The organism is Pauljensenia sp. 20925_1_27 (assembly GCF_041432835.1).
Classification (GTDB): domain Bacteria; phylum Actinomycetota; class Actinomycetes; order Actinomycetales; family Actinomycetaceae; genus Pauljensenia.
On record NZ_JAPWAH010000011.1, the window covers coordinates 25,793 to 39,659 of the forward strand.

The 13,867-nt window shown below is 66.0% G+C and carries 9 protein-coding genes; 8 read left to right on the top strand and 1 reads right to left on the bottom strand.

The annotated features are described in order from the left end of the window. The first annotated feature begins 224 nt into the window (after nt 1–224). From O3684_RS07070 to O3684_RS07105, 8 genes are all read left to right on the top strand, one after another. On the top strand, nt 225–926 hold the full coding sequence (locus O3684_RS07070; RefSeq protein WP_016460761.1) for an FHA domain-containing protein: 702 nt from the start codon (nt 225–227) through the stop codon (nt 924–926). Between the two features lie 4 nt (nt 927–930). Continuing rightward, nucleotides 931–1,431 carry an FHA domain-containing protein FhaB/FipA gene (locus tag O3684_RS07075; RefSeq protein ID WP_500063719.1) on the top strand — a complete coding sequence of 167 codons (501 nt, stop codon included), beginning with the start codon at nt 931–933 and terminating at the stop codon, nt 1,429–1,431. Between the two features lies 1 nt (nt 1,432). Beyond that, complete coding sequence (locus O3684_RS07080) at nt 1,433–2,746, top strand: PP2C family protein-serine/threonine phosphatase (RefSeq protein ID WP_500063720.1); 1,314 nt, start codon at nt 1,433–1,435, stop codon at nt 2,744–2,746. Continuing rightward, on the top strand, nt 2,746–4,125 hold the full coding sequence (locus O3684_RS07085; RefSeq protein ID WP_500063721.1) for an FtsW/RodA/SpoVE family cell cycle protein: 1,380 nt from the start codon (nt 2,746–2,748) through the stop codon (nt 4,123–4,125). Before O3684_RS07080 ends, O3684_RS07085 begins: the two co-directional genes overlap by 1 nt. 3 nt (nt 4,126–4,128) lie before the next feature. Continuing rightward, a complete protein-coding gene (locus O3684_RS07090) occupies nt 4,129–5,580 on the top strand; it encodes a peptidoglycan D,D-transpeptidase FtsI family protein (RefSeq protein ID WP_500065945.1) in 1,452 nt (483 codons plus the stop codon). Between the two features lie 11 nt (nt 5,581–5,591). Beyond that, nucleotides 5,592–7,748 carry a serine/threonine-protein kinase gene (locus O3684_RS07095; protein WP_500066002.1) on the top strand — a complete coding sequence of 719 codons (2,157 nt, stop codon included), beginning with the start codon at nt 5,592–5,594 and terminating at the stop codon, nt 7,746–7,748. After that, entirely contained in the window at nt 7,721–9,748 is a 2,028-nt protein-coding gene (pknB, locus tag O3684_RS07100; RefSeq protein WP_500065947.1) for a Stk1 family PASTA domain-containing Ser/Thr kinase, read from the top strand. Before O3684_RS07095 ends, pknB begins: the two co-directional genes overlap by 28 nt. A 1,360-nt stretch (nt 9,749–11,108) precedes the next feature. Further along, nucleotides 11,109–12,899: a hypothetical protein gene (locus O3684_RS07105; RefSeq protein WP_500065948.1), complete on the top strand. Its 1,791-nt coding sequence runs from the start codon at nt 11,109–11,111 to the stop codon at nt 12,897–12,899. Here O3684_RS07105 and O3684_RS07110 read toward each other — a convergent pair. Further along, nucleotides 12,889–13,575, bottom strand: coding sequence for a type 1 glutamine amidotransferase family protein (locus tag O3684_RS07110; RefSeq protein ID WP_500063238.1), 687 nt, complete (start codon nt 13,573–13,575; stop codon nt 12,889–12,891). The genes O3684_RS07105 and O3684_RS07110 overlap by 11 nt on opposite strands. Nucleotides 13,576–13,867 lie beyond the last annotated feature (292 nt).

The window sequence follows — 13,867 nt, forward strand, 5'->3', positions numbered from 1 at the left end:
CACGTGTAACATGCGCACCAGCTGTCACAGGCGCATCATGGCGCGGTATTCCCCGCCATCACGCGCATTGCACGCGACGACCAGCGCCACCCCACATCGGGAACATCCCGACAGATGGGGCACCGGCGCCTACTATCGCAGCTAAACTGGGACCGGAAGCGGCCTCGCTTCCACCCACACCGTACGTCGCGCACACCGCGCGGGGGAATGAGGAGAGCACGACTATGAGCATCTTCGACCGCTTCGAGAGCGCCGTCGAGAGAGGCGTCAACGGCGCCTTCTCGCGCGTGTTCCGGTCGGGGATCAAGCCCGTGGACATCACCACGGCGATCCGCCGCGCCATGGACGAATCCGTCCAGGAAGTCTCCGCCTCGCGCATCATCGCCGCGAACCACTTCGCGGTCTACGCCTCGCGCACCGACCTCACGTCCCTCGAGGCATCCCTTGACGTCCTCGCCGACGAATTCGCCCAGCAGGCCACCGAGCACGCCTCCTCAAACGGCTACTCACTCCTCGGACCCGTGACGATCGAATTCATCGCCGACGCGTCCGAGCCCAGCGGCACCCTCAAGGTCGACGCCGAGAACCGCAGGGGCCCCGCAGCCCCCGCCACTGCCTCGTCCGCGTCCCCCGAACACCCCATCATCGATGTCGACGGCGAAAAGTGGCTCCTCACCGAGCCCGTGACCGTCATCGGACGCGGCTCTGAAGCCGATATCGTCGTCAACGACTCGGGTGTCTCGCGCCGTCACCTCGAACTGCGCATCACCCCCACCGGCGTGATCGCAACCGACCTCGGTTCCACCAACGGCACCTTCGTTGAAGGACACCGAATCGACGCAGCGACCCTGCTCGACGGCAACCAGATCGTCATCGGACGTACCAAGATCCTCTTCTGGACCCACCCAGACCAGAGCGGAGTTTAATGAAGTGACCACCGACCTCGCATTCACCGTCTTCCGCATCGGGTTCCTGGTGCTGCTGTGGCTCCTCGTGCTCGCGGCTGTCAACACGCTGCGGCGCGACATCTTCGGCACCGTCGTCACCCCGCGCGGCAAGGGACGCGACAAGGCGACGTCACGCCGCAAAGCCTCCCGCGACAAGCGCAAGGACAAGAAGCGCACGTCCTCCAACCCGCTGGCCCCCAAGGATCTCCTGGTGACCGGCGGCCCGCTCGTGGGCACCATGCTGCCCCTCGGAGAGGCCCCCATCGTCATCGGGCGTTCACCCGCCTGCACGCTCGTGCTCGAAGACGAGTACGCGTCCAGCCGCCACGCGGCTCTCACCCCCCAGTCCGACGGCTGGTGGATCGAAGACCTCTCCAGCCGAAACGGCACCTTCATCGACGACGAACGCCTGAGCACCCCACGCCAGCTCAAGATCGGTGACATCATCCGCATCGGCCAGACGACTCTCGAATTGGTGGGTTGATATGTCAGGAAACGCGGTTCAATTCCACTACGCCGCCCGCTCCGACGTGGGCCTCGTCCGTTCCAACAACCAGGATTCGGGCTACGCCGGCGCGAACCTCCTCGTCCTCGCCGACGGCATGGGCGGCCCCGCGGGCGGTGACATCGCCTCCTCGGTGGCCCTCGCGCACCTCGTTCCCCTCGATACGGACTCGCACCCCGCCGACTCGATGCTTCCCCTCCTGCGCGAGGCCCTCCTCGACGCGCACGAGGAACTCACCGATCGTTCGAGCCGCGACCGCGACCTCGAAGGCCTGGGCACCACCTGCATCGCGCTCATGCGCAGCGGCAACCGCCTGGCGATGGTCCACATCGGCGACTCGCGCGCCTACGTGCTGCGCGGCGACACGCTCACGCAGGTCACGACCGACCACTCCTTCGTGCAGTACCTGGTCGACACCGGCCAGATCACGCCCGAGGAAGCCGAGCACCACCCCAACCGCAACGTCGTCCTGAAGATCCTCGGCGACGCGCAGGCCGACGTGGCCCCCGACGAGACCATCCGCGAGGCCGTCGTCGGCGACCGCTGGATGCTGTGCTCCGACGGCCTCTCCGGCCTCGTCTCCCCCGAGACGATCGGCCAGGTCATGGCCGACATCAAGGATCCGGGCGAGTGCGCCGAAGAGCTCATCCGCCTGGCGCTCCTGGGCGGCGGCCCCGACAACATCACGTGCGTCATCGCGGACATCGTTCCCGCCGGCACGTACCCGCCCGCTCCCCCGCAGATCGTGGGCGCCGCGGCCATCGACCGCAACGCCAAGTCCCGCGGAGGCGAAGGCGCGGCAGCCCGCGCGGCTGCCCTGGGTTCCTCCTCCTCGGACGCCGTTTCCGACGAGGACGAGGCCCCCATCGAGCTCAAGCCTCGGTCCTCCTGGTGGACCCCGGTGTTCATCTCGCTGGTGACGGTCCTCGTCGTCGCGGCCTCGTGGATGTCGTGGAAGTGGACGCAGACCCAGTACTACGCGATCGGCCAGGACGGCTACGTCGTCATCTACCAGGGCATCCCCCAGTCGATTGGCCCGTGGCAGCTCTCGCACGCGGTCGAGGTCTCGAGCGTGTCCCTCGCCGACCTGAGCCCCGTCGATCGCCAGCGCCTCGACACGCCGGTGCTGCGTTCCTCGCGCGCCGACATCGACTCCTACATCGAGGGCCTCAAGCGCTCCGCGGCTGAGAACGCGGCGTCCTCGTCCTCCTCATCTTCGTCGTCGACGCCTCAGTCGGGTACGTCCCAGTCCGGCGCGTCCCAGTCCGGGGCGCAGAGCGGGGGCGCCTCCTAATGGCTACCGTATCGATCGCGCCCGCCCGGCCTCGCCGATTCCTGGAGCTGACCCTCATGGGGTTGGCCCTGGCCGTCGGCATCGCCGGCTACGTGCTGACGTCGCTGAACTACACGGGGGAGATCCCCGCGAACCTGCTCACGCAGGTCGGTGTCCTGGTGGCCATCGCCATCATCGCCGAGGTCGGCGTGCACTTCCTGGCACCCTACGCGGACCCCGTGATCCTGCCGATCGCGGTGGCGCTGACGGGCCTCGGGCTGGCGATGATCTACCGCCTCGACCTCTCGTACGCCCGCAGGGACGAGGCCGTGGTTGGCTTCCGCCAGGCCCTCTTCGTGGGCATCGCGATCGTTATCGCGGCGGTCATTTTGATCACGCTGCGTGACCACCGCATGCTGCGCCGCTACACCTACACGTTCGGCGTGCTCTCCCTGTTCCTGCTGCTCCTGCCGATGATCCCGGGCCTGGGTCAGGAGACCTTCGGCGCGCGCGTGTGGATCCACCTGGGTCCCATCTCCATCCAGCCCGGTGAGCTCGTGAAGATCACGCTGGCGATCTTCTTCGCCGGATACCTCGTGACCAACCGCGACAACCTGGCGATCGGCGGCCGTAAGTTCCTCGGCATGCGCCTGCCTCGCGCCCGCGACCTCGGGCCGATCATGGTCGTCTGGCTGATCGGCATCGCGATCCTCGTCCTGCAGCGCGACCTCGGCACCTCGCTGCTCTTCTTCGGCCTCTTCGTCGCGATGCTGTACGTCGCCACAAACCGCGTGTCGTGGCTGGTCATCGGTTTTGCACTGTTCGTGCCCGCAGTCCTCGTGGCGGTCAAGTCCTTCGCCCACGTGCAGACGCGCTTCAACATCTGGCTCAACGCCCTCGACCCCGACATCTACAACCAGGGTTCCTACCAGCTCGTCCAGGGCCTATTTGGACAGGCTTCCGGCGGCCTCATGGGCACCGGTTGGGGCCGCGGCTACCCGCAGCTCGTGCCGCTGGCGAACTCCGACTTCATCCTCTCCTCCTTCGCGGAGGAGCTGGGCCTGACCGGCATGGCGGCGATCCTCGTCCTGTACCTGATACTCATTCAGCGCGGCCTGCGCGCGGCGCTCACGGTGCGCGACGGCTTCGGCAAGCTCCTGGCCACCGGCCTGAGCTTCTCGCTGGCCATCCAGCTGTTCGTGGTGCTCGGCGGCATCACGCGCATCATCCCGCTGACCGGCCTGACGGCCCCGTTCCTGGCGGCCGGCGGCTCCTCGATGGTGTCCTCGTGGATCACCGTCGCCCTGCTGATCCGCGTATCCGATGCTGCTCGCCGCCCGGCCTCGACCCCCGCGCCGTGGAATTCCGGCATCCAGCCTGCCGTGGGAGTGGGTGAGTAAACCGTGAACAACCAGATCCGCAAGATCTTCATCATCGTCCTCATCATGTTCGCCCTGCTGGGCGTGGGCGTGACGAACACGCAGTTCATCTCCGCGTCCTCGCTCAACGCCGACGCGCGCAACCAGCGCACGATCCTGCACGCCGCGGAAACCGACCGCGGCCCGATCATCGTCGACAAGACGGCCATCGTCTCGTCCGAGCGTGAACAGGACTCCAAGCGTTACGCGCGCTCCTACGCCGAGGGCCCGCTGTACGCGCCGGTCACGGGCTATTTCTCGTCCGTGGGCAACGCGTCGACGGGTATCGAGGCCGCCGAGGAGGACGTCCTGGACGGCCAGTCGCAGACGCTGCTCGGCCAGCGCCTGCGTAACCTCCTGACCGGCCAGAACCGCCAGGGCGGCGGCGTGGAGCTCACCCTGAACTCGCAGATGCAGAAGGCCGCCGCCGAGGCCCTCGGAAACCGCAAGGGCGCTGTCGTGGCTCTCGACGCGAAGACCGGCGCGGTCCTCGCGATGTACTCGGCGCCGACTTTCGATCCGAACCAGCTTGCCTCCTCCGACGCGAACGCTGTGTCGGACGCGTTCTCGGCGCTTTCCTCGGACCCGAATAATCCGCTGCTCAACCGCGCGATCTCGCAGCGCTACGCGCCCGGTTCCACCTTCAAGGTCCTCACGACGATCGCCCTCATCGAAAACGGTGTCGCCGAGCCGGACACGCGCATGTCGTCGCCGGTGTCCACGACCCTGCCCGGCACCGCGACCGAGGTGTCCAACATCGAGTCCTCGACCTGCGGTGACGGCAACCCGACGCTGACCGAGGCCTTCGCCCGCTCGTGCAACACGACCTTCGTGCTGGCCTCCGAGCAGCTGACGACCCAGCAGCTCGTCGATGTGACGAACCGATTCGGTTTCGGGCGCGACTCCCAGATCCCGCTGGCGGTGACCCCCTCGGTCTTCCCGGCCGACACCGATAACGCGCAGCTCGCGATGAGCGCGATCGGTCAGTACACGGTCCAGACGACGCCCCTGCAGATGGCCCAGATCGCTCAGACGGTCGCCAACCAGGGCCAGATGATGACCCCGTACCTCATCGACTCCATCGTGGACGCGGACAATCAGGTCGTTCGTACAACCAGCCCGACGGACGGCGGACGCCCCATCTCCGCAGAGACCGCCTCGAAGCTGCGCACCATGATGGAAGCCGTCGTTTCCCAGCCCTATGGCACCGGAAACACGATGGCTCTGCCGAACGTGGCCGTGGCCGCCAAGACCGGCACCGCTGAGACCGGCGAAGGCGACCGCGCGAACGCGTGGGCCATCGGCTTCGCACCCGCCGACAACCCGCAGATCGCTTTCGCGGTCCTCGTCGAGGGCGACAACACGAACCCCACCCCGCACGGTGGCGACGTGGCCGGCCCGATCGCTCGCGCTGTACTGGAAGCGGGGCTCAAGTGAGCGCGCCACGCATGACATCCGGCGCCGGGCGAGTGCTCGGTGGGCGCTACACGCTGCTCACCCCGATCGCGCAGGGTGGCATGGGCGAGGTGTGGAAGGCCCGCGACCGGGTCAGCGGACACATCGTCGCAGCCAAGGTCCTGCGCCCCGAGCTGGCGGGCGAGGAGCTCTCCCTGTCGCGTCTGCGCCTCGAGGCCCGCAACTCGATGTCGATTTCCCACCCGAATATCGCGAACACGCAGGATTCGGGCCAGGAGGACGGCATCGGCTGGATCATCATGGAGCTCGTCGACGGCTATCCGCTGACGGATTACCTGCGTGGCGGCTCGCGCATCGAGCCCGAGTACCTCATGCCGATCCTCGTGCAGGTCGCGATGGCCCTGGGTGCCGCCGCGCGCGCCGGCGTCGTACACCGCGACATCAAGCCCGCGAATATTCTTGTCCGTCCTGATGGCATGGTGAAGCTGACGGACTTCGGCATCTCGCGCGCCACCGGCCAGGTGAACCTGACGGCCGCGGGTATGGTCATGGGCACCGCCCAGTACCTGCCGCCCGAGCAGGCCATGGGCGAGATCGCCACCCCCATCGGCGACCTGTATGCTCTCGGCGTCATCGCTTACGAGGCCGCGGCCGGCCGCCGCCCCTTCACAGGCGAAACGCAGGTGGACATCGCGTTCTCGCACGTCAACGACCCGGTGCCCCCGCTCCCCGACTTCGTCCCCGAGCCGCTCGCCGACGTCATCCTGCACCTGCTGGAAAAGGACCCCGCGAAGCGCCCCGAGTCCGGCTCTGCCGCCGTGCGCGAGATCGCCGCCGCAGCCAAGGCCATGGGGATCTCCGTGACTCCCCGGCCTCTCCCCCTGCCCAAGGCCGCACAGCGTCCGGCCGAGGTCCGCACGCCCGTCCAGCCCTCCGTACCGATCGTCGCGCCCGTACGCCACCTGACGCGCCGCACGCTCCCCGAGGACATGCTCCAGCCTCCCTCGGGCCTGACCCCCAAGGTGCGCACCACGACCGGCCGCCACGCCGCCGTCCCCGTCCTGGACGAGGCGACCACGATCGCGCCCTCCTCCTCGGCGATCCCCATCACGGGCCGCCACGCGTCGGTTCCGCGGATCCTCGACGAGGCCGAGGTCCTTCCGACCGCACGCCCCGTTTCCACACCCACACGGGCGCGTCGCCTGCACCCTGAGACCACTGGCGAGCACGCGCCCGCAGTGTCCGGTGCCGTCCGATCGCTGACCTCGACCGGGCGTCACGCGGCAGTCCCGGCCCCTCCGAGCGCCCCTCAGGCACCGGCCTCCGCGCCGATTCCAACCCGCTCCACCACCGCGGTATCCGCATCTGCGCCGGCGCCCGCATCTGCACCTGCGCCCGCAACCAAGCCGACGTCGGCCTCGTCGCCGCGGCACGCGGTACCCACGCGTCCGGAGCAGGCCCCTCAGCCCCGCGAGAGCGCGCAGCGTCCCGAGGCACCCATCCCCGCGCCGCCCGTCACGCCCGCCGATCAGGCCTCGGATGACCGCCGAGCCGCCCTCGCGCAGCGCCTGCGTGAACGCGCAGCCAGCCGTCAGGCCGAGGACGCCGCCGAGGCGCAGCGCCGCGAACGCGTCGCACGCGAAGAGGAACAGCGCCAGCGCGAACTGCGCGAAGCCCGCGAACGCCGCGAAGCCGAACAGGCACAGCGCATGGCCGCCCAGCGCAGCGCGCCCTCCATCCCCCAGCCGACCCGCTCCGAGCAGCAACGAAGCGACAAGGCGGCCACGGCCTCGTCGCCGCGCGCCACGAGCGGCGGGACTCCGCGCGTGTACGGCACCGTCCCCCAGCCTCGGGCCCCCAAGCCGTCATCTCGTCCACGCCGATCCGTGTTCGAGCCCCGACCCGACAAGGCGACACACGGACCACGCTGGCACGACCTCGACGCCCGATCGGCAGACAGGACCCGGCCACCGACCAAAACCGCCTACTCGCGCAGCGTGGTCGCACCGCCCGTCCCAGTATCCAGGCAGATTATTCGCGCGGTCATCGTCGCAATCATCGTGATTGGGCTCATCGCGCTCACAGCTATTACGATCAAACACATGCTTGGCTCCCTGATTCATCCAAGTGCGGGAGCACACATTATCGAGGAGGTTAGGACATGGCAGAGCCCATGGCCCACCGTCTAGCTGGCCGATACGAGGTCCGCTCGCTCATCGGGCGAGGCGGCATGGCCGAGGTCCACCTGGGCTTCGACACTCGTCTGTCGCGCGTCGTCGCCATCAAAATGCTGCGACGCGACCTGGCGCAGGATTCGATCTTCCAGGCGCGCTTCCGCCGCGAAGCGCAGTCAGCGGCGTCGCTGAATCACCCGAACATCGTCGCCGTCTACGACACCGGCGAGGAGATCATCGAAGACGCGTCCGGCCGCTCGATCGCGATTCCCTACATCGTCATGGAGTACGTGGAAGGGCACACGGTCAAGGAACTCATCTCCGACGGTACGGCCGTGCCGATCAACGAGGCCATCGAGATCGTTTCCGGCGTCCTGTCCGCCCTCGAGTACTCGCACGCGAACCACCTGGTGCACCGCGACATCAAGCCCGGCAACATCATGCTGACGTCGGACGGCAAGGTCAAGGTCATGGACTTCGGCATCGCGCGCGCCCTGACCGACTCGCAGGCCACCATGACGCAGACGAACGCCGTCGTGGGCACCGCCCAGTACCTCTCCCCCGAGCAGGCGCGCGGCGAAACCGTCGACGCCCGCTCCGACCTGTACTCGACCGGCGTCGTCCTCTTCGAGCTGCTGACCGGCCGCCCGCCCTTCAAGGGCGACTCCGCCGTCGCCGTCGCCTACCAGCACGTCGAGCAGATCCCTCCCACGCCCTCGTCGATCCTGTCCGACATCCCGGACTCCCTCGACCGCGTGGTGCTCAAGGCCCTGGCGAAGAACCGCGAGGACCGCTACCCGAGCGCGGCCGCGATGCTCGCGGACCTGCAGCGCGTCGCCCGAGGCCTCGACGTGGGCGCACCGCCCGCGGACTCGTGGGCCACCGAGGTACTGCCCGCCGCCGGCGTCGCTAGCGCCCAGACCGCTGCGACCATGCCGATGGCGGCCGTCGCCAACCGCACCCCCGCCCCGGCCATGGCCGCGACCTCCACGTCGCTGCCCCCGGTGGCCACCGCGGACGCGGATGACGACGTCGCAAAGTCGCGCAAGCGCCGCACGGCGATCATCGCGACCCTCGTGGTCGTCGCACTGCTTCTGATCGGCGGTTTGGTATGGGCGCTGACGCGTGGGGCCGCACAAGCGGAGACGATCGCGGTCCCCAACGTTGTCGGCCTGACGCAGGCCGAGGCGAAGACCCAGATCGAGCAGGCAGGCTTCACGTGGGAGCTCAACCCTGACAAGGTCGCCTCCGACACCGTTGCCGAGGGTTCGGTCGCCTCCACCGATCCCACAGCCGGCACGCAGGCCGAGAAGGGCGCGACCGTGCGCGTCACCATCTCCTCCGGCCCCGATTCCGTGACCCTGCCGGACAACCTGGTCGGCATGAGCCCTGACGATGCGCGCAAGGCCATCGAGGCGCTGGGCCTGAAGTGGGAGCTCGACAACAGCAAGGTCGCCTCCGACACCGTCCCCGAGGGCAAGGTCGCGCAGACCAACCCCTCCCCCGGTTCGAAGGTGAAGGCGGGCCAGACGATCCGCGCCTACCTGTCCTCCGGCTCTGACCAGGTCGACGTTCCGGACCTGTCCGGCATGAGCCAGGACCAGGCGCGCAGCGCCCTGAAGGCCGTCGGCCTGGAGCTCGGTAACGTGACGAGCGTGGACTCCGAGAAGGACAAGGATCGCATCGTCGATCAGGATCCGGCCACCGGCACGAAGGTTAAGAAGGGCACCACCGTTGGCGTGTCCGTGTCGAACGGCAAGGCTGCCCAGGTGGAGATCCCCTCCGTCGTCGGCATCGGCCGTGATGACGCCGAGGCGCAGCTCAAGGCTCTCGGCCTGAACGTCACCGTCGAAGAAGTCTCGGGCAACCAGCCTGCCGGCCAGGTCCTGTCCGTTGAACCCGGCGTGGGCTCGAAGGTCGACAAGAACTCGACCGTGAAGCTGAAGGTGTCGAAGGGCAGCCAGAACGGCAACAACAACGGGAACAATAACGGCAACAACGGGAACGGCCACTGAGGTTCCCGCGGGTCGCTACCGCGTGACGGTGTCGAGCCGGACGGTCACTGATCGGGTGAGTAACTGATCGGGTTAGCGGCTGACCTGCCGATTGATGAGGCCCGCGCCGCAGGATTTCTCCTGGCGAGCGCGGGCCTCACTGTATGCGCGGGGGCGCGCCGGCGTGCGCCGACGTGCGCCGGCGGCCTCGACAACGCACTGCTAGCAGGGACCGGCGCGCCCGCCTCTTCACGGTGGAAGCGTGCCTTCCACAACGCACGCCTGCCAGATAACCAGCTCTGTAGGCAGGTGCTGTGCTGCGACGTGGGCTCAAACGCGGATCCGTCAGAAAACAGGCGCCTCACGCGGATAGGTTGTGACGATGTGGATAGGTTATCGGCATCCGGATAGGTTAATAAGCTATCCGCATGCGCATAACCTATCCGTATGCTCGTAACCTATCCGGATGTTCACGCCAACAAGCACATCTGCGGCACTAGCGCCACCGCATCACCGCGCCAACAGCACTGCAATGCCGCCGCCACTGCGGCCAGCGCGCCAGCGATGACACGTAGACAACACAGCACTCGAACACCAGGCCCTTTCTGCCACGGCGCTCTGCCCCGTCGCAGTGAGTGTGCGCTTACGCGGATAGGTTGTGACGATGTGGGTAGGTTATCGGCATACGGATAGGTTAATAAGCTATCCGCATGCGCATAACCTATCCGTATGCTCGTATCCTATCCGAATACTCACTCCAACAAGTACATCTGCGACACCAGATCGGGAGCATTACACCAGATCGGAAAGGGTGTAACACTCCCTAAACGGTGTAACACCACGAAGCAACAAGTCTTTACGCGGTCGCCCCGAAAAATCCTTGCTCCGAACGGGGGCTTTTGCACTACACGGGGCTCCGACACGCCGGCGACGCATGCTCCCAGGCCCTCATGTAGTGCAAAACCCCCACTGCAGGCCACTACTTAGACGGATGAAAGAGTACGGAGTTTCAGAAGACAGGGCTGCGCCCCCTGAGCACTGGATAGGAAACGAGGATCTGGACAGGTTACGGCGTTCTGGATAGGAAAATAACCTATCCAGAAGAGCGGTTCCTATCCAGAACACGACTTCCTATCCACAACACGCATCACCGCCGGCATAAGCCACGAGAAACTACTGGCTAAACACAGTTTCAGTGCCCACACTCAGCATCAGGGATAGCGCGCCCCCAAAGATCAACCACCTGTAGCCGCAGGCTCGCGACGCATGCGCCAAATGAACCAACAGGGAGCAACAACCCTCGTGCTAGCATGATGGTTACTTCATCACCATGTGACTGGGACCCATTGGTGGAGCCTCCAGTCAGACCTGGAGCGCAGATATGAGTGACACGACGCAGGACGTTGAGCAATGGGATCCCAATGAGGATGACACCATCATCGTCCCCCTCGAAGACGATTACGCCCTCGTCGTTGGCCCCAACACCAAAGGCCTCGAAAAGATTGACGGCTCGCTGGTAGGTGATCGTGCGCTCAACGATCTCATCGCGTCAATCGGCGAGGGAGCCTCACTGAGCGGAGGCGCAGCCTCGGCGGCCAACGCCATCCAGCATATGTCCGGCCTCTACAAGCTGGATGCCGTCACCAAGGCACAACTAGCCGCAGGCAACGCACTCACGAAGACCACTGACGGTCGATTGATCGGTGCCGTCAGAAATACTGGTGGGCAAATCACTCGCCAAGCACGCCTCATTCCCGTGTCAGCTCCCCAGATCGCGGGAGCCATCGCAGCCATCGGCCCGGCGGTCGCGATGGTGGCCGTGCAGATGCAGCTCAACAACATTTCCAAGCAGGTGAGCACAGTCCAGCAGACCTCTCTGCAAACGCTTCAGGTGCTGACCGACTCGAGGAATGCTGATTACCAGGGCGACTGTCAGACCATCGATGAGATCTATCGGGCTAGCTCTAGCCATGACTACGTGTCGGAGACCGACTGGTCGATCATCTCCGGACTTGTATCTAGAATTCAATCTCACCGTCACTTCTACAAGAAGCAGGTTGCGAACCACCAGGAAGCCCTCGAGAAAGCTCATGACGACTCACACACGCAAAGGGACTACATCCAGACGAACAAGGCTCGCATTGTGAACGATTCTTGTGCTGCGTTTGAAACGCTCCGGGCATGGGCACACCTAACTGAGCTGCGCATCGCACGGGCCCAGGCACAAGGCGAACACCCCCACGCCGAACCACTTCAGATCCGCCAGGAAGTTATCGAGGACCTGCAGGTTCAACGCGCTCTTTTGCACGGCCTCATGCGCGAGCTTCGCATCATCGCGGAGCTTCCCGGCGGTTGGACCGTACCGGCCTCCGGTAAGCGAAAGCAGTCCCACCTATCCCAACAAATGGCACAAGAGATTATCGGCACACTGAATCCCCTCGTACAGCAGCTGGGAATCCAAGAAAAACCTATTCCCAGCCTGGATGTCACCTGTGCACCCGACGACTACGATGTGTCTCCCTACACCCAAATCCTGCGCTGGTACCTGGACGAGGGCGAAGAACTGAGGGCATTAGCTTTCCCTGTCAACGCGTTGACTCATAAAGTCGTCGCCCCAACCATCGACAGAGTCAGATCCAAGCCATCTGTGGACTCGGCATGGTCCAAGCTCCCGACACCGAAAAACGCAACGGAATGGAGCCTGGGCTGGGTCAGACGCGCTACCGGAAGAGCAGTAATGGTCTCGCCCGAGATGGTTGCCGTTACCGGCCGCCGCATCATCACCGCTGACCCACAGGAGTTCATTCAGAAGGGCATTGTCAAAGAAGAGTTCTCCATCAACGACGTGACTCCAACGTTCACGGACACAGATGATGCGCTCCCGGAGCTAGACCTCACGCAAGGGGAGAAAAAATGTCGCGAGTGGTGTTTCCCGAGCACCGCACGCGTCGAGGCGCGCAGCGTCGCAGAAATGCTCGTCGATGATCCTATGCAGCTCCTACCGCCCACGAAGCCTGAGCTTACCGATACACAGGACGACATAGAGGCTGCGGACCCAGGCGATTCGGAACCCACACAGAGTCCGGATCCCGCACAGAACACGAAATCCGCACCGAACGACGCATCAGCGCATCCCGAAACGGTAGAAACCCCCGCGAAACCTACAGCTTGAAGCGCTCCGCGACGACGGGCTTGAGGGACACGGCACGCTCACGCGCGTCGGCATCACCGCAGGCGGCCAGCCAGTTGGCGAACATGAGGTGCCCAGACTGGGTCATGACGGACTCGGGGTGGAACTGGACGCCCTCGAGGGGCAGTGAACGGTGGCGCACGCCCATGATGATGCCGGACTCGGTGCTCGCGGAGACCTCGAGCTCGTCGGGCATGGTCGCCGGGTCGATAGTCAGCGAGTGGTAGCGGGTGACGGTCAGCGGCGAGGGCACGCCCTCGAACACGCCGCGCCCGTCGTGGGTGATGACGGAGGTCTTGCCGTGCATGAGTTCGGGCGCATGCCCGACGGTCGCGCCGAAGAGCTCGCCCAGGGCCTGGTGGCCCAGGCACACGCCCAGCATCGGGATCTCGCGCTCGGCGCAGTCGGCGATGGTCTGCAGGGAGGCGCCGGCGCTCTTGGGGTCGCCGGGTCCGGGGGAGATGAGGACGCCGTCGTAGCCGGCCTCGAACCACGCGGGATCCACGACATCGTTACGCACGACGTCCACGACGGCACCCAGGTGGCGCAGGTAGCCCACGATCGTGAAGACGAACGAGTCATAGTTGTCGACGCAGAGGATTCGTGCCATCGCCGGTCCTTTCATGTACGAGGCCGTGGCCCCTTCTCCGTCATCCATCGTAGGGCGCTCCCCCAGTGGGCGCGCGGGCGCTGTCCGACAAACGAGCGGTGCGGTGCGGAAAGCGGCGGCATAGAAAGCGGTGACGCATTCACGAATGAGAGATGGGAGACCGACCCCGCGCCCGCGGGACAGCCTCGGTCAGCTTCCATCGCGGTCAGCCGCGCTGGAGACCGACCCTGCGCCCGCGGGACAGCCGAGCAGAAATTCCCACATGCAAGGTTCGCGACCCCGCCCCACACACGTGGATACGGCACGAGGCCGGGGTGGCCCCGGCCTCGTGCCATCGACG